This is a genomic window from Pusillimonas caeni, from assembly GCF_003545815.1.
Taxonomy (GTDB): domain Bacteria; phylum Pseudomonadota; class Gammaproteobacteria; order Burkholderiales; family Burkholderiaceae_B; genus Pusillimonas; species Pusillimonas caeni.
Window position 1 is genome coordinate 133,213 of the sequence record NZ_PDUW01000006.1, and the last position, 14,912, is coordinate 148,124.

Sequence of the window (14,912 nt, forward strand, 5' to 3'; positions counted from 1 at the left end):
TTGTCTTTATGCCAATTTACGATACGCAACACGACCTTGCATCCCTGAAGGCCCGCCTGGACGGGAACGACGATCTGCTCGTCGTCTGTTATTGCGCCGCATGGTGCGATACCTGCACGCAGTATCGCCGCGACTTCACCGCGCTTGCCGAGCGGCATCCGGGGCATGTGTTCGTCTGGGTGGACATCGAAGAGCAGCCCGAGCTGCTGGGCGACGAGGACGTCGAAAATTTTCCGACCGTCCTGCTCCAGACGCCGGAAAACACGCTGTTCTTCGGCACCCAGCTGCCTTACGTCAGCCATCTCGAGCGCCTGCTGGAACGGGCGGACGAGCTGCGGCCGCTGGGACCCGGTCACTGCCCTCCGCTTCTGCGTCCCCTGCTCGGCTCGCCATGACCCGCTGCGCCGCCCGAGGGCTTTGCCGGGTCCGTCCCGGGCAAAGGGGCGCCCAACCCCCGCATCAGGATCCGTGTCACGAATGCAATGTAGTCGTCGGTAAGGCTGCGCTCATGCGCCCTGTCGCCGAACATCCGCTGCAGCAGCGGCCCTGAATTCGCATAGAACACGCAGGCTCCCAGCATCATGAGATGCAGGAACCTGGGGTCGCTCTCCCGGCCGGCCGCATCGACCTCGGCCGAATCGATCAATACGCGCGTCAGCGCCAGGCCGCGGTCCACCACGCCCTGGGCGATGCCTTCGTCATGGTCGGTGCCATCTGTTTCGCGGCCTTCGGCAAGGTATATCTCCTTGAACACCAAGTCCGCGAACTGGGGCATCTCGTGCATCACGTCTATGAGCAGCTCTAGACGCATGCGGATTTTTTCTTCCAGGCTGCCCCGTTCGGAAAACATGGCCTGGCTTCTGCCCTGCAGCTCGCTCAATACCCGGGCGGCCACCGCCTTCAGCACGCCGGTCTTGTCGCGGAAGTAGTACCGCACCAGAGCGCGGTCCACCTTGGCGTCGGCCGCCACGTCGCTCAATGTCAATTGCTGGGCCGACTTGTGCCGCAGCAGCAGAACCGCCGATTGCAGGATCGCTTCCCGACCCACTGAATCCCTTTCGGACGGACGGCCCGCCTGCCGCGGTCTGCCGGCCTTTTGTGCGCGTGAACGAGTCATGAGTATCGAGGCACCGAAAAAATCAAATTTTGTTGACAGCAAAAAATCACCCTCATTATACTTGCCTAATTCCCACATATGGGAATTAGGCAAGTCGGACGTTTCCGCCCCGTCGCCCGCGGTCGCCCCCACCCTTCCACACATCATGGAGCTTTGCATGGAACCCGCCTTCAACCCCTATCTACAGCCCTCTTCGCCTCCGTCCGTCCATGTCGGCGGCAAGGGCTACATCGAGCTGCCCGGCAAAGCTGAAAACCTGCGCTGGCAAACTCGCAAGGCCGCGCCCACCGAATACGAGAACGCGCTGGCCGACGCCCTGGAACAGGCTTACACATCGGGAGCCGTCACGGCCGAGGAAATCGTCGAAAGCCTGAACCGGCGGGCCTTCAGGAACGCATCCGGAGACCGCTGGACGGTGGCGGGCCTGACATCGGAAATGTCGGTGCTGGGCCAATGAATCCTTCTTTCATTTCATAAAATCCCAAGGAGACACATCATGAGTACAACCCAACGCATGGCGCTGGCCATCGCAGGCATGGCATTGACCCTGGGGGCTGCCGCATCCCATGCGCAGGACCTGCGCAGCGTCACCTACCTTCTGCCTGCTCCGCCCGCTTTGCCGGCCTTCGCGCCGTGGATGGTGGCGCAGCAGCGCGGCTACTACGCGAAAGAGGGTCTGAACGTGACGTTCGTCACGGCAAAAGGCGGGGCCGACGTCGCCAAGCAGGTGGGCGCCGGCAACGCTCCCCTGGGCGGCGGAGTGGGCGACACGCCCATCATCGTGCGGGCCAATGGAATCCCGATCAAGGCCGTGGCGGTGCTGGGCGGCGCATCGTTCATGCATCTGGCCCTCGACAAAGATTCGGGCATACAGTCGGTCGCGCAATTGAAAGGCAAGACAGCGGGTGCGATGTCCTATTCGGACACGACCTATTTTGCCCTGCTGGGCATGCTCAAGGCGAACGGCCTGGACAAGAGCGACGTGGACATACAGGCGTCGGGGCCGGCCGTGTGGAAGCTGTTTGCCGACAGGAAGATCCCCGCCCTCGCCTCCATCCCCGAATGGAGCGTCAATGCCGAACTTGCCGGCGTGAACGTGGAAATCATTCCCGCCGACAAGTATTTCAAGAGCATGGCCCAGGCGATTCTCGCCTCGGACGAGACCATCGAGAAAGATCCCGAGCTGGTTCGCGGCTTTGTGCGCGCGACCCTGAAGGGGCTCGAAGACATCATCGATGACCCCGCGTCGGCCGCCAAAGCGTACATCGAGGCCGTTCCCACATATCAAGGCAAGGAGGACTACGTCGAACGCGTCTTCAAGCTTTACAACGAACTGGTGTACGCCGGCCAGAAACACCCCGGCGAGATCGATCCGGAGCGCTTGGGCGCCCTGCAGGACTTCTACGTCAAGGAAGGAATCGTCAACAAGGCCGTTCCCCTGGACGAGCTGTATACCAACACATTCATCCCGGGACGCTGAACCGCCGCGCTTCTCCCGAACCGACACGACAAGGTAGAAAACCATGAACCACGACATCGCCCACCGATCGGCCGAACGGGTCGAAACAGGACTGAGAAACTTCTGGTATCCCGTAGTGCCCAGCTACATGCTGGGGCCCACGCCCATCGGCATTACCCGCCTTTCAGAGGAAATCGTATTATGGCGGGACCAGGACGGCCGGGTGCATGCCGTTGAAGACCGATGTCCGCATCGCGGCGCCCGGCTTTCGCTGGGCTGGAATCTGGGCGACCGCATCGCCTGCTGGTACCACGGAGTGGAAGTCGACGGCAGCGGCGCCGTCGCCGACGTTCCCGCGGTAGCGTCCTGCTCCCTGAAAGGAAAGACCTGCCTCAAGTGTTTCCCGGCGGTGGAATCGAACGGCGCCATCTTCCTGTGGTTCGGCGATCAGGCCGACACACCCCCCGCCCCGTTCCAGCTTCCCGAAGAAATGAGCAGCGACGAGTATTCCGGCTTTCTATGCATGCAGAACTGGAAGTGCAATCACCGCTACGCCATCGACAATGTCATGGACCTGATGCACGGCCGCTATCTGCATGCCTCGTCGCATTCGATGGCCGAGGGCGACAAGCGCGCGGAAATGGAGATCAGGCATACCGAAACCGGCCTGATCTTCGAAAAGAAGAACCAGCGCGGCGTCAATTTCGACTGGGTGGAATTCGGCATGACCTCGGCCATATGGCTGCGCCTTGCCGTGCCATACCAGAAGAAGTACGGCGGGGGCGAGTTCATTATCGTCGGCTTCGTGACGCCCGTGGACGAGCAGCACTGCCAAGTCTACTTCTGGCGCATCAAGAAGGCCTCGGGACTCGAGCGCGACATGTGGAGATTCCTATATCGCAACCGCCTCGAAGGCTTGCACTGGGACGTCCTGGAGCAGGACCGCCTGGTCCTGGAAACCATGACGGCGGACGCCCGTTCCAAAGAGAACCTGTATCAGCACGATGTCGGCCTCGTCCGCGTCAGGCGCATCATGGAGAAAATCGCGTTCGAACAGGCCGGCGGATCGGCGGCCGCGGCCGCGGCGAGCCTGCACTAGAGTCTGTTGACACTGAAAGGGCTGCCCTTTCAGTGTCAACAGGCCCTCGGGCGCGTCGACGCTAATGGCTTGAGCTCCCGCCGGGAGCGGTCAGCGGCCACCTCCCAGCAGCACGCCTACCGATTTCTTGCTCGAGCCCGAGGAAGAAGGCTTGTTGGGAGACTCGGAGGCCGCCTTGCCGGCGCTGGGCGCGGGCACGTAGGGACGATAGAAGAAATCGTCGACCGGCTTGCGCGGGCTGGACCCGGGGCTGCGCGGACGGTCGCTGAAACGCGAACGCGGCGGAAGGCTCAGGCGGCCGCGAGGAATCTTGGCCTTGATGAGCTTTTCGATGTCGAGCAGGAAGCGTTCTTCGTCCGGCGCAAACAGGGCAATGGCCTCGCCCTTGGCGCCGGCGCGGCCCGTGCGCCCGATGCGATGCACGTAGTCCTCGGCGTTGTACGGAAGATCGTAGTTGATGACGCAAGGCACGCCGGCCACGTCCAGGCCGCGCGCCGCCACGTCGGTGGCCACCAGCACCTCGAGCTCGCCGGCCTTGAAGGCCTCGAGCGCCTTCATGCGGTCGAGCTGGCTTTTATCGCCGTGGATGGATTCCGCCTTGACACCGTCGCGCTCGAGCTGGCGCGCCAGCCGGCTGGTGCCGATCTTGGTGTTCGAGAACACGATGACCTGATTCAGGCCGCGCGACTTGACCAGATGCACCACCGCCGCGCGCTTGTCGTCGCCCGACAGCGGATAGGCGATCTGGCTGACGGTGTCGGCCGTGGCATTGCGCGCCGCCACTTCGATCTCGACCGGCGTGTTCAGGCTGGCGCGCGCCAGCTTGCGGATCTCGCTGCTGAAGGTGGCCGAGAACAGCAGCGTCTGCCGCTTGACCGGCAGCAGGCGCACAATGCGCTCCAGATCGGGCAGAAAGCCCATGTCCAGCATGCGGTCGGCCTCGTCCAGCACCAGGATGCCCACCTGGCTCAGGTTGACGTTGCGCTGCTCGACGTGGTCGAGCAGCCGGCCCGGCGTGGCGATGAGCACTTCGCAGCCTCGCCGCAGGGCATCGCGCTGCGGCCCGATGTCGACGCCGCCGAAGACCACAGCAGAGCGCAGGGGAGTGCCTTGACGGTACTTGGCAACGCTGTCGGCCACCTGATCGGCCAACTCGCGCGTAGGGGTAAGGATGAGGGCCCGCACGGGGTGGCGCGCCGGCGACGCACTGGTATTGGCAAGCGCCATCAGGCGATGCAATATCGGCAGCGTGAAAGCCGCCGTCTTGCCCGTGCCTGTCTGGGCTGCGCCCATGACGTCGCGTCCCTGTATGACGACGGGTATCGCTTGGCTCTGGATGGGGGTTGGCGTGGTGTATCCGGTCGCGGCAATCGCCTGCAATATGCTGGGATGCAGACCAAAGTCCGAGAACGTGGGTGTGTCAGTGGTGATGGTGTCTGTCATTGAAATGGTAAATGCCGGCCCGGGCGAATGCCCAGACCGGCTTTGGTAACTGATCTATTTTAGCGCAGCGGCCGGCCGGCCGCGTTCAAAGCCGTGTTTCGCCGCCACAAGTGTCGTGAAATTTCAACGGTTTGCGCTGCGGCGCGGCCGTCAGAGCAGCCAATCTATGAGCCAATAGGCGCACATTCCGCCCACCATCAGGCCGATGGTGCTGCGCGTGCGCCAGTAGATCAGCGTGGCCGCCACGGCCGCCAGCATTTTCACGTCGAAAACGGCCGCGGCGCCGGCTTCCCAGGGCAGCAGATCCGGCACGATGATGGCCGTCAGGGCCGCGACCGGGGCATAGCGCAGGGCGCGCCGCACCGGGTCGGTCAGCGGCAAATGGTCGCCGAACAGAAAATAGCCCGCCCGGGTCAGCACGCAGCATAGCGTCAGCAGGGCGATCGCCGCCAGCACATAGTTGTTCGTCACGCCGTTCATGGCGCCCTCCTGGCTTTGTGCCGCTCGGCCAGCACGCCCGCGGCCACGCCCGCCACGATGGCCACTGCCAGGCCCAGGCGCAGCGGCAGGGGCTGGCCCAGCCACGCGACCGCTCCGGTCACCAGCACCGACACCGCCATGGGCATGGCCTTGACGAGCGGGATGGCCACGCCCATGAGCGCCAGGGTGGCCGCGAACTCGAGCGACCATTCCGGCGGCACGAAAGCCCCCATGTAGATGCCCAGCAACGAAAAGAATTGCCACAGGAACCAGCCCGGCACGATGATGCCCAGGTAGTACCACAGCTGGCCGCGCGTGCCCTTGCGCCGCGCATCGCCGTAGCGGGTCATGAAGAAGACGAAGACCAGGTCGCTGCACCAGTACCCCAGGGCCAGCCTTTTGGGCCACGAGTACTTGCGGAAATAAGGCTGCAGGGCGGCGCCGAAGATGATGAAGCGGATGTTCACCACGAAGCCGGCGGCGAAGATCAGCCACAGGGGCGCGCCGGCCATCATGAGGGGCAAGGCGGTGAGCTGGGCCGAACCCGCATAGACGAGCACGGACATCAGCACGGCCATGCCCTCTGACAGGCCGTAGCTGACCATGGCAAAGCCCGTCACGAAGGCCCAGATGCACAGCGCCGCCAGGGCCGAGGCGGCCTCTCCGAAGCCGACCGCAAAGCTGCGGCGCGCCCGTGCGTCGGGCCACGATATGCTGCTTCTGGAATGCGCCACCGACTAAGGCCTGTTGACACTAAAAGGGCAGCCGCACTGGCCGGCCAGCCCGAAGGGTGAGCACGCAAATAGCCGCCCCTCTGCGTTGCGAATGCTCGCCGGGGAACCACCCCGACTGCGCTTCGCGCCTTGATGGTCAGCTATTTGCGTGCTCATGCGACTGCCCTTTTAGTGTCAACAGGCCCTAAACCTTTATTTAAAAACCGTCCCGGCCCGCCGACGATGCGCGGGCCAATCGGGGATGATATACGAAAACAGGCCTGCCGCTTGGTACAATGACGCCTCTTTTCATGGAGAGCATTATGTCGATGTCCGATCGCGACGGCCTTATCTGGTATGACGGAAAAATGGTGCCCTGGCGCGACGCCACCACCCACGTCCTGACCCATTCGCTGCATTACGGTCTGGCTGTATTCGAAGGCGAACGCGCCTACAACACCGACATCGGCACCGCGGTCTTCCGTCTGCGCGAGCACACTGACCGGCTGTTCAATTCGGCGCACATCTATCAGATGCAGGTGCCCTACGATCGCGAAACCATCATGCAGGCCACGCTGGAAGTCGTGCGCCGGAACCAGCTCGAATCGTGCTACATCCGGCCGCTGCTCTTCTACGGCTCCGAAAAAATGGGCGTGTCGCCCAAGGGCGCGACGGTCCATGTCGCCATCGCCGCCTGGCCGTGGGGCGCCTACCTGGGCGAAGAGGCGCTGGCCCAGGGCATCCGCGTCAAGATTTCCTCGTATGCGCGCCAGCACGTCAATGTGACCATGCCGCGCGCCAAGGTGGCCAGCACCTATGCCAACTCCATCCTGGCCAACACCGAAGCCATCGAACACGGCTACGACGAAGCCATTTTGCTCGACACCGACGGCTTCGTGGCCGAAGGCTCGGGCGAGAACATCTTCATCGTCAAGAACGGCGTGCTCTACGAGCCCGAGATCGCTTCGGCCCTGACCGGCATCACGCGCGACTCGGTGCACGCCATCGCCGCCGACCTGGGCCTGCAGGTGCACACCCGCCGCCTGACCCGCGACGATCTCTATATTGCCGACGAAGCCTTCTTTACGGGTACCGCCGCCGAAGTCACGCCCATACGCGAGATCGACAACCGCCGCATCGGCCAGGGCAGCCGGGGCCCCGTCACCGAGAAGCTGCAGAAGGCCTTCTTCGACGTCGTCAACGGCCGCAACCCCAAGTATCTGCATTGGCTGACCAAGGTCTGAGGGCCGCCGCACATCACGCCTGCCCCACCCATCGCCTTTGCAACCCTCCAGGAAACGCCATGAGCGCAGAACCGACGACCGCCCCCAGCACGCAACCCATACTCGTCAAGGAAGACGACCTGCCGGTCTATTGCCCCGGCCCCAAGGCCCCGCTTTGGTCCATGCACCCGCGGGTGTACATCGAGCTGGCCAAGTCGGGCACGGCCGCCTGCCCCTATTGCGGCGCCACCTATCAGCTTCAAGAAGAACACTGACGCTCTGTGACCGCGCGGATCGACTCCTCTCCCTGCCCGCAACCCTTCTGGCTGCCCAGCGGCCACGTCCAGACCCTATACGGCGCCTTGGCGGCGCGCTACCATCGCATCGCCTTCGTACGCGACCGCGTCGACACCCCGGACGGGGACTTCATCGACTTCGACTGGGTCGGCCCGGGCCTGTTTCCCAATAAAACGGCCGACAACCGACGGGTCAAGGCGGACCCTCGGCTGGGCGCCACCGCGGCGCGCCGCTGGATGCAGGAACACGACTGGGCCTCCCTGCCCTCTACGCCGGGCACGCCGGCGCTGGTGCTGTTTCACGGCCTGGAAGGCAGCAGCACCAGCCATTACGCCCAGGCAATCTCGCAGCACTTCCGCGCCCGGGGCTGGGTCGTGGTCATCGCCCATCTGCGCGGCTGCTCCGGCTTCGCCAACCGGATGGCGCGCGCTTATTACTCGGGCGATTCGGACGATGTGCATTTCATGTTCGACACCGTCCATGCCCGGCTGCCTCATGCCAGCTGGCACGCCGTGGGCGTCTCGCTGGGCGGCAACGCCATGCTCAAGTGCCTGGGCGAGCGACCCGAAGTCGCCCAGCGCCTGGAGGCGGCGGCGGCCGTTTCGGTGCCCCTGGACCTGGTCGCCTGCGGCGCGGCATTGTCCGACACCTTTGCCGGGCGGCGCCTGTACGGCCCCTACTTTTTGCGCACCATGAAGCGCAAGGTGCTGGACAAGGCCAAAAGGTTTCCGGGCAACATCGACGTGCTTCGCTTCACGCAGTCGCGCACGCTGCGCGAGTTCGACGACATGTACACCGCGCCCATGCATGGTTTCAAGAATGCCCTCGACTACTGGACTCGCGCGTCGAGCAAGCCGTGGCTGAACCGGCTCACCCTGCCCACCCTGGTGCTGAACGCGCGCAACGACCCCTTCGTGCCGGCGCCTTCGCTGCCCGATTCGCACGAATGTTCGGATACGGTGCTGCTGCACCAGCCCGCCGAAGGCGGGCATATGGGTTTTGTCACGGGGGCCTTTCCGGGACACCTCAACTGGCTGCCCCAGCGCATCGCCAGGTATTTCGAAACCCGGCTCTGAATCTAATTACTGCTTGAAGCGCTCGAGCAGCGCGCGGTCGGAGCGCACTTTTTCCCGCAGCCGGCGTATTTCGACGTCGAGCTGTGACTGCACGTAGAAATCGCCGGACAGGGACCGGGCCTGCTGCAGTTGCTCCACCGCGGTGGGCAAGGCGCCGACTTTTTCGTAGTAGACCGCCATGGCGCGCCTGGCCTCCACGGCCTGGCCCAGGCGCTCGTAGCTTTGAGCGCGCAATTGATACAGCCTGGCCTCGTCAGGCCACTGGCGGATGCGCTGGCCGAGAAATTCGGCCGCCCGCTGGTCCTGGCCGGACTTCTGCAAGGCGTCGACCAGGGCCAGCGCCACGCCCAGGCTCTGGGGCCAGCGGGCCCAGGCCGCTTCGGCCTGGGCCAAGGCCTGGTCGTGCTGCTTTTGCTTGATGGCCAGGGCCACGGACAGGCCGGCTATTTCCGGGGAGTTCATGCCGCCTTCGCGCGCCTGGTCCAGCGCCTGGGAGGTTGCTTCGAGGTTGCCCTGGCGCCAGGCGGAATAGGCCAGGCCATACCAGGCGGCCGAACGCCGTACGCCCTGGAAGGCCTCGGTTTCGCGCCGCAGGGCGTTCTCGGCGCCGCGCTGGCCGGTGTTGCGCTCTTGCAGGATTCTGAGCTTGGCGCGCACATACCAGTAAGTGTCGCTGTCGCGATGCCGGGCGCTCGGCGCTTCGCGGATGCGATTCTGGATGTCGGACATGCGCTGGATGGACAAGGGGTGGGTGCTGGTATAAGAACCGCCCCCGGTGCCTTCGTTGAGGCGCGAGGCGTTCATGAGCTGGCCGAACATCTGCGCCATGCCGTTGGGATCGTAGCCGCCCTTGCGCAACATATCGAGGCCGATGCGATCGGCCTCTTGTTCGGCCTGGCGCGAAAAGCCCAGTTGCCGGTCGACGGCCGCGGCCTGGCCGAACGCAGCCACGCCCATGGCCAGGTCGCCGCTGCCGGCCAGCGCGGCCAACAGCGCCGCCGCCACCGAAGCCATCATCAGATGGCTGGACTGGGCCTGCTGGGTCATGCCGCGCGCCACGTGCCGCTGCAGCACGTGGCCGATCTCGTGGGCCACCACCGAGGCAAGCTGGGACTCGTTGTCGGACGACACCACCAAACCGCTATGTATGCCCACGTAGCCGCCCGGCAGGGCAAAGGCGTTGATCTGCGGGTCGCGGATCGCGAACACGTGAATGGACTGGGACGGATTCGACGACCCCGCCACCAACTGCCTGCCCAGGCCCGAAAGATACTGGCTGACGTCCGGATCGTCGATGTAGGTGGGATCGCGGCGCCCCTGCTCCATGATGGCGTCGCCCAGGGTCTGCTCGAGCATGGGCGACAGCTCGGCCGATGAGGCCGAACCCATGCTGGGCAGGCCGGTCGGCTGGGCCTGTACCCCTGTGCCGATGGCGGCGGCGGCCAGCAGAGCCCCCAGGCGCAAGGCGGCGCGGGGCCGGAAACGGGCGCTCAGGCGCCCCGGAATCATCATGCCCCGAGCGCGGCCGGCCGCTGCCGCCCGGCCCCGCCGCGATTGCGCTTGTCCGGAAGGCGATGCTTGCCCGACAGCCGCATCAGCGTCGCCAGGGCGAACAACAGGCCGAACACCTCGATGAAGCCGGCCAGCACCCACATCGTCAGTCCGCCGATGGCCTGGTCCGTCACCGCCGACATGCCCGGAATGGCGCGCCCGCAGAGGTCGAATACAGGGTATAGGTCGTATTCGGTGAAGGTGATGACCGCGCCGACGACCATCTGGGGCACCATGGTGATGACCGGCGACAGAATGCGCGCGCCGGGCGACATGACGGCTGGAGGACTGGGCCTGCGATCGAGGATGAGGTTCCAGTACATGAAGCCGCTGATCACCACCGACCAGTTCATGAGCCGGTACAGGCGCCAGTCGAGCATGGAATAGAACTGGACAGTGGGTATCAGCCACACCACCACCAGGAACACGAAGAGGAAAGGCACCCAATACTTGTTGGTGAGCACCGCCTTGACGGCGCGGCCGCCCGGCGTGCCGCGGAAATCGCGCAGCCAGATGCGGGCCCGCATGGGAAGCCCCGCCCGCATGACCTGGCCGGCATAAGCGCCCATGATGAGCAGCGGGCCCAGATGATGCAGGACCAGATGCTGCAGGCGGTGGGCGAAGAACAGGCGCTCGGCGTAGTAGTCGATGCGGGTGTGCAGCGACAGGTACAGCAGGACGAAGCCGCACCAGAAGAGAATCTGGCGCGCGGCGCCTACCCGATGGACCCGGGTGCCGCGCACGAACAGCACGCCTGACGCAATGAACGCAATGACGAGGGCTGGGGAGAACTCCCAGGGTATGAGCCAGCCGAGATCCATGGACGATCCAGATTCAAACCAGTGGGCGGGCGTGCACGCTTGGGCACGCCCGCCCCTTTAGGGTCAACAGGCCCTAGTTTAAAGCAATATGCCGGTGGTCACCCCATTGCAGGCCGCGCACCGAGGGATTGGAGCGCAGCTGCCGGGCGCGGTCCATCAGCACGGTGCGCAGTTCGGGCGGGCAGTTGACGGTGACACAGGCCGTGGCGATGTCCGAATGGCTGCCGTGGTCGACCTGCATGCCCGCCACCTTGAGCCCGGCGGCGCCAAAATCGGTATAGATCTGCTTGCGCAACTGGGCCAGGTCGGACCGGGGGCACATGATGGTAAGGCGCGAAAGCGATTTGCGCACCGGCGCGGGCGCCTGACGCACCCCGGCACGACGCAGGAAGAGGTTGAAGAGCCGCATAAGAGACCTCCCGTAAACAGGCGGCCGCCGCACAAGACGCACAGCCGCGCGAACAGGCCGCGCCGCTTGGCCAGCCTGTCATTCAAAAACATGTGGGAGACTCGTATGACAGAAGGACTCTGTCATGATCATGCCGCCCACGCCCATTGGTATCGTCGAACTGAACACCAGGGCGTGGACATGGGCTGAAACGGGAGTTCGGCCAACCCGCTAAGGGTCGCCTTGGTCCGGCCGCCTAGGCCTGCGCCTGGTTTCAGTCAGTGGCTTGTTCGATGCAAGATCGACAATTGCCATCGCCTGAATCGGAATTCACCGCTTCTAGCTCCATAAAATGCAACAGACTCATATTCTAGCTTTTTCCACCCCTATATAACAAGCCCAAGAGGCTGCGCGCGCCCGGCGAGCGAGCCCGCGTGTGCCTGCCGCAACAGTGCGCGGGACTGCCTCGCGGGAACGCGCCCTATAGGACATATCCGTCCAGCCAGCCCAGGGCACGGTAGACGTGCATGACGATCAGGGCGATGCCGAACAGCATCACCGAGCTGCCCAGCAAGGTGGTGAAGATGGCGATCAGCACCGGTCCCCAGCCCGTCCGGGTGGTCCGGCCCGACCCGGCGTTGTAGCGGGCGTCGAACCAGGCGTCCGTCTTGAGCGAGAAGATCAGCGCCTCGATGAAGCCCGCCGTAACCGGAACGATCAGCAGCAGGAAAGGCGGACTGTCCCACCACACGGGGTGGAACTGGGCCAGCACGATCAGGACGCAGGACGCCAGCGTCACCATCCAGGCCGGCCGGCGCCCCAAGTACCACCAGTGGGCGCCGAATACCCCCAGGACCGCCGCCAGCAGCGCTACAATGACTTTGCTCCGGTGCCGCCGGACCGGTCCGATTCCACCGTCCGCGGCAGAGCGATTCTGCTCCATGCTCATACTCTATCCCGTCAAAGGCCATCGGCCCGAAAACGTACAATGGCCTGCATTGTAGTAAACCCAGGCCAGCCATCATGCAAACGCCCCAATTCGATATCGTCATCTCCGGCGCGGGCCCAGTGGGGTCCGCCCTGGCGCTGTTGCTGGCGCGGGTCGCTCCCGCGCCGCAGCGCATCGCTCTGCTGGGGCGCGGCCAGTTGCCTGAGGACGCCGCCGGCGCGGACGATGCCGCCCGCGACCCGCGCATGCTGGCCATGAACCACGGCAGCCGGGCCCTGCTCGAGCCTTTGGGCGCCTGGCCGGCTCGGTCGGCCAGCATCACCACCGTCCATGTATCGCAGCGCGGCCGCCTGGGCCGCACGCTGATCACCCACGACGAACTGGGCGTACCCAGGCTTGGCAGCGTCGTCGCCTATCCCGACCTGCAGCAGTCGCTGCTTCAGGCGCTTTCCCGCAGCGGCGTATCCATGCTGGAAGCCGCGCCGCAAGACGACAAGCCGGCCCAGTGGCGGTCGGCCGACGGCGGGGCCGTGGACGGCCGCCTGCGCGTGCGCTCGGACGGCTCGCCTCCCACCGGCCTGCGGCGCAGCTACGACCAGCACGCGGTGCTGGCTACCCTCCGCGCGGACCGCCCGCAACCGGGCTGGGCCTACGAACGATTCACCGATCAGGGGCCGCTGGCCATTCTGCCCCATCCCAAAGACAAAGGGCTGTACTCGCTGGTCTGGTGCTGTGCGCCCGACCGTGCGCGGCAGCTGGAGCAACTGGACGAAGCCGGCTTCGGGCAGGCGCTGCAACAGACATTCGGGGGACGGCTCGGCAACCTCGGCCTGGCCGGTCCGCGCCATGTCTTTCCGCTGGCGCTGAATGCCGGCCCCCTGCTGCTCGGCCCCCGCACCCTGGCGATAGGCAATGCCGCCCAGACCCTGCATCCGGTGGCGGGCCAGGGCCTGAACCTGGGCCTGCGCGACGCGGCCCAACTGGCGCAAAGCCTGCGCGGCTGGCTGCACCGCCCCACGGACGACCCGTCTCCCCTGCTGCGCGCCTTCGCCAGGCAGCGCCGTCCCGACCGCTGGATCACCTCGGCCGTCACCGACTTTTTGCCGCGCGTCTTCGCCACCCGCATGCCCCTGGTCGAACACGCCTGCGGCCTGAGCCTTCTGGCCATGGACGCCAGCCGAGCGCTGCGCACTCCATTGGCCCGGCATCTGCTCGAAGGGCTGCGCACCTAGGGCCGAAAGGCCGGTAGGGTAAAATCGCCCCATGCGCATCGGCCCATGGCAACTTCCCAATCCCGTGTTCGTCGCCCCCATGGCGGGGGTGACCGATCGCCCCTATCGCCAGCTATGCAAGCGCCTGGGGGCGGGATATGCCGTGTCCGAGATGGCCGCCAGCAATCCGCGCCTCTGGAACAGCGTCAAGTCGTCCAGGCGCCTGGATCACCAGGGCGAAACCGAGCCTGTCGCCGTGCAGATCGCCGGCTCCGACCCGGACATGATGGCCGAGGCGGCCGTATTCAACATCGGCAAGGGCGCGCGCATCATAGACATCAACATGGGCTGCCCGGTAAAGAAGGTATGCAACGTGGCCTCGGGCTCGGCGCTGCTGCGCGATGAGGCCTTGGTGGCGCGCATACTCGACAGCGTGGTGCGGGCCTGCCGGCCCCATGGCGTGCCGGTCACCCTCAAGACCCGCACAGGCTGGGACTGCGCCTCGCGCAATGCCGTGCGCATCGCCCGGCTGGCCCAGGACCTGGGCATCGCCGCCCTGACATTGCACGGACGCACGCGCGCCGACATGTATCAGGGCCGGGCCGAATACGACACCATCAGGCGGGTCAAGCAAGAGGTCGAGATACCCGTCGTGGCAAACGGCGACATCGATACTCCCGAAAAGGCGCAATACGTATTACAGTATACGGGCGCCGATGCCGTAATGATCGGCCGGGCCGCACAGGGCCGCCCCTGGATTTTCCGCGAAATCGCGCATTTTCTGGCGACGGGAACCCACCTTCCCCCGCCTGTCTTCGGCGAGCTGCGCGCATGCCTGCTCGAGCATCTCGAAGACCACTACCGGTTTTACGGCGAATTCACCGGCGTACGCTCGGCCCGCAAGCATATCGGCTGGTACCTCGCCGATATGCCGGGGGCGCAAACTCTGATAACCTGCATCAACCAAGCAGAACGGACCACCGACCAGGTCCGCGCGCTCGAACAATGGTTTGACCAGCATCCACCCAACGAGCCGATTTGCACCGCGCCGGCGGCCTTGGCGGCCTGAGCACGGCACAAGAACC

Annotated in this window: 17 protein-coding genes; 9 read left to right on the plus strand and 8 right to left on the minus strand. The window is 65.1% G+C overall.

Going from position 1 to position 14,912, the window contains the following annotated elements; genetic code table 11:
• Nucleotides 1-8: 8 nt before the first annotated feature.
• A complete protein-coding gene (locus CSC67_RS14320; RefSeq protein WP_118995124.1) occupies nucleotides 9-395 on the plus strand; it encodes a thioredoxin family protein in 387 nt (128 codons plus the stop codon).
• Here the strand turns inward: CSC67_RS14320 and CSC67_RS14325 are convergent.
• Nucleotides 353-1,117 carry a TetR/AcrR family transcriptional regulator gene (locus tag CSC67_RS14325; protein WP_167752899.1) on the minus strand — a complete coding sequence of 255 codons (765 nt, stop codon included), beginning with the start codon at nucleotides 1,115-1,117 and terminating at the stop codon, nucleotides 353-355. The two genes, CSC67_RS14320 and CSC67_RS14325, sit on opposite strands and share 43 nt — an antisense overlap.
• Nucleotides 1,118-1,274: 157 nt before the next feature.
• Between CSC67_RS14325 and CSC67_RS14330 the strand changes: the two genes are divergently transcribed.
• From CSC67_RS14330 to CSC67_RS14340, 3 genes are read left to right on the plus strand one after another with little or no spacing between them, the layout of a single operon-like run.
• Nucleotides 1,275-1,574 carry a recombinase-like helix-turn-helix domain-containing protein gene (locus CSC67_RS14330; protein WP_118995126.1) on the plus strand — a complete coding sequence of 100 codons (300 nt, stop codon included), beginning with the start codon at nucleotides 1,275-1,277 and terminating at the stop codon, nucleotides 1,572-1,574.
• A 39-nt stretch (nucleotides 1,575-1,613) separates the two neighbouring features.
• Nucleotides 1,614-2,597 (plus strand): ABC transporter substrate-binding protein, encoded by a 984-nt coding sequence (locus CSC67_RS14335; RefSeq protein ID WP_118995127.1) that lies wholly within the window; start codon nucleotides 1,614-1,616, stop codon nucleotides 2,595-2,597.
• A 43-nt stretch (nucleotides 2,598-2,640) separates the two neighbouring features.
• Nucleotides 2,641-3,675: an aromatic ring-hydroxylating oxygenase subunit alpha gene (locus CSC67_RS14340; RefSeq protein WP_118995128.1), complete on the plus strand. Its 1,035-nt coding sequence runs from the start codon at nucleotides 2,641-2,643 to the stop codon at nucleotides 3,673-3,675.
• Between the two features lie 90 nt (nucleotides 3,676-3,765).
• Here CSC67_RS14340 and CSC67_RS14345 read toward each other — a convergent pair whose 3' ends face one another.
• The 3 genes from CSC67_RS14345 to CSC67_RS14355 form a co-directional block, all read right to left on the minus strand.
• Nucleotides 3,766-5,118: a DEAD/DEAH box helicase gene (locus CSC67_RS14345; RefSeq protein ID WP_118995129.1), complete on the minus strand. Its 1,353-nt coding sequence runs from the start codon at nucleotides 5,116-5,118 to the stop codon at nucleotides 3,766-3,768.
• A 150-nt stretch (nucleotides 5,119-5,268) separates the two neighbouring features.
• Nucleotides 5,269-5,598, minus strand: a complete 330-nt coding sequence (locus CSC67_RS14350) for an AzlD domain-containing protein (protein ID WP_118995130.1) — start codon at nucleotides 5,596-5,598, stop codon at nucleotides 5,269-5,271.
• Nucleotides 5,595-6,332: an AzlC family ABC transporter permease gene (locus CSC67_RS14355; RefSeq protein ID WP_118995131.1), complete on the minus strand. Its 738-nt coding sequence runs from the start codon at nucleotides 6,330-6,332 to the stop codon at nucleotides 5,595-5,597. The genes CSC67_RS14350 and CSC67_RS14355 overlap by 4 nt, the downstream gene beginning before the upstream one ends.
• A gap of 302 nt (nucleotides 6,333-6,634) precedes the next feature.
• On the opposite strand from CSC67_RS14355, the gene CSC67_RS14360 reads away from it, so the two are divergent.
• From CSC67_RS14360 to CSC67_RS14370, 3 genes are read left to right on the plus strand one after another with little or no spacing between them, the layout of a single operon-like run.
• On the plus strand, nucleotides 6,635-7,555 hold the full coding sequence (locus CSC67_RS14360) for a branched-chain amino acid transaminase (protein ID WP_118995132.1): 921 nt from the start codon (nucleotides 6,635-6,637) through the stop codon (nucleotides 7,553-7,555).
• Between the two features lie 59 nt (nucleotides 7,556-7,614).
• Nucleotides 7,615-7,809 carry a zinc-finger domain-containing protein gene (locus CSC67_RS14365; RefSeq protein ID WP_118995133.1) on the plus strand — a complete coding sequence of 65 codons (195 nt, stop codon included), beginning with the start codon at nucleotides 7,615-7,617 and terminating at the stop codon, nucleotides 7,807-7,809.
• A 6-nt stretch (nucleotides 7,810-7,815) separates the two neighbouring features.
• The gene (locus CSC67_RS14370) at nucleotides 7,816-8,907 is read left to right on the plus strand and encodes a YheT family hydrolase (RefSeq protein WP_118995134.1); all 1,092 of its coding nucleotides are present in this window, start codon (nucleotides 7,816-7,818) and stop codon (nucleotides 8,905-8,907) included.
• A gap of 6 nt (nucleotides 8,908-8,913) precedes the next feature.
• Here CSC67_RS14370 and CSC67_RS14375 read toward each other — a convergent pair whose 3' ends face one another.
• The 4 genes from CSC67_RS14375 to CSC67_RS14390 form a co-directional block, all read right to left on the minus strand.
• The gene (locus CSC67_RS14375; RefSeq protein ID WP_118995135.1) at nucleotides 8,914-10,419 is read right to left on the minus strand and encodes a M48 family metalloprotease; all 1,506 of its coding nucleotides are present in this window, start codon (nucleotides 10,417-10,419) and stop codon (nucleotides 8,914-8,916) included.
• Nucleotides 10,416-11,279, minus strand: coding sequence for a cytochrome c oxidase assembly protein (locus tag CSC67_RS14380; protein WP_118995136.1), 864 nt, complete (start codon nucleotides 11,277-11,279; stop codon nucleotides 10,416-10,418). The genes CSC67_RS14375 and CSC67_RS14380 overlap by 4 nt, the downstream gene beginning before the upstream one ends.
• A gap of 73 nt (nucleotides 11,280-11,352) precedes the next feature.
• On the minus strand, nucleotides 11,353-11,688 hold the full coding sequence (locus tag CSC67_RS14385; protein ID WP_118995137.1) for a hypothetical protein: 336 nt from the start codon (nucleotides 11,686-11,688) through the stop codon (nucleotides 11,353-11,355).
• A 460-nt stretch (nucleotides 11,689-12,148) separates the two neighbouring features.
• On the minus strand, nucleotides 12,149-12,616 hold the full coding sequence (locus CSC67_RS14390; protein WP_118995138.1) for an NINE protein: 468 nt from the start codon (nucleotides 12,614-12,616) through the stop codon (nucleotides 12,149-12,151).
• Between the two features lie 74 nt (nucleotides 12,617-12,690).
• Here CSC67_RS14390 and CSC67_RS14395 point away from each other — a divergent pair, with 74 nt between their 5' ends.
• Nucleotides 12,691-13,848: an FAD-dependent monooxygenase gene (locus tag CSC67_RS14395; protein WP_118995139.1), complete on the plus strand. Its 1,158-nt coding sequence runs from the start codon at nucleotides 12,691-12,693 to the stop codon at nucleotides 13,846-13,848.
• A gap of 31 nt (nucleotides 13,849-13,879) precedes the next feature.
• Nucleotides 13,880-14,896, plus strand: a complete 1,017-nt coding sequence (gene dusB / locus CSC67_RS14400) for a tRNA dihydrouridine synthase DusB (RefSeq protein WP_118995140.1) — start codon at nucleotides 13,880-13,882, stop codon at nucleotides 14,894-14,896.
• The last annotated feature ends 16 nt before the right edge of the window (nucleotides 14,897-14,912 follow it).

What these genes read in the sequence shown, in the direction of transcription:
- CSC67_RS14320 (WP_118995124.1), top strand. Translation starts at nt 9, where the DNA reads ATGCCAATTTACGATACGCAACACGACCTTGCATCCCTGAAGGCCCGC.
- CSC67_RS14325 (WP_167752899.1), bottom strand. Translation starts at nt 1,117, where the DNA reads ATGACTCGTTCACGCGCACAAAAGGCCGGCAGACCGCGGCAGGCGGGC.
- CSC67_RS14330 (WP_118995126.1), top strand. Translation starts at nt 1,275, where the DNA reads ATGGAACCCGCCTTCAACCCCTATCTACAGCCCTCTTCGCCTCCGTCC.
- CSC67_RS14335 (WP_118995127.1), top strand. Translation starts at nt 1,614, where the DNA reads ATGAGTACAACCCAACGCATGGCGCTGGCCATCGCAGGCATGGCATTG.
- CSC67_RS14340 (WP_118995128.1), top strand. Translation starts at nt 2,641, where the DNA reads ATGAACCACGACATCGCCCACCGATCGGCCGAACGGGTCGAAACAGGA.
- CSC67_RS14345 (WP_118995129.1), bottom strand. Translation starts at nt 5,118, where the DNA reads ATGACAGACACCATCACCACTGACACACCCACGTTCTCGGACTTTGGT.
- CSC67_RS14350 (WP_118995130.1), bottom strand. Translation starts at nt 5,598, where the DNA reads ATGAACGGCGTGACGAACAACTATGTGCTGGCGGCGATCGCCCTGCTG.
- CSC67_RS14360 (WP_118995132.1), top strand. Translation starts at nt 6,635, where the DNA reads ATGTCGATGTCCGATCGCGACGGCCTTATCTGGTATGACGGAAAAATG.
- CSC67_RS14365 (WP_118995133.1), top strand. Translation starts at nt 7,615, where the DNA reads ATGAGCGCAGAACCGACGACCGCCCCCAGCACGCAACCCATACTCGTC.
- CSC67_RS14375 (WP_118995135.1), bottom strand. Translation starts at nt 10,419, where the DNA reads ATGATGATTCCGGGGCGCCTGAGCGCCCGTTTCCGGCCCCGCGCCGCC.
- CSC67_RS14380 (WP_118995136.1), bottom strand. Translation starts at nt 11,279, where the DNA reads ATGGATCTCGGCTGGCTCATACCCTGGGAGTTCTCCCCAGCCCTCGTC.
- CSC67_RS14385 (WP_118995137.1), bottom strand. Translation starts at nt 11,688, where the DNA reads ATGCGGCTCTTCAACCTCTTCCTGCGTCGTGCCGGGGTGCGTCAGGCG.
- CSC67_RS14390 (WP_118995138.1), bottom strand. Translation starts at nt 12,616, where the DNA reads ATGAGCATGGAGCAGAATCGCTCTGCCGCGGACGGTGGAATCGGACCG.
- CSC67_RS14395 (WP_118995139.1), top strand. Translation starts at nt 12,691, where the DNA reads ATGCAAACGCCCCAATTCGATATCGTCATCTCCGGCGCGGGCCCAGTG.
- dusB (WP_118995140.1), top strand. Translation starts at nt 13,880, where the DNA reads ATGCGCATCGGCCCATGGCAACTTCCCAATCCCGTGTTCGTCGCCCCC.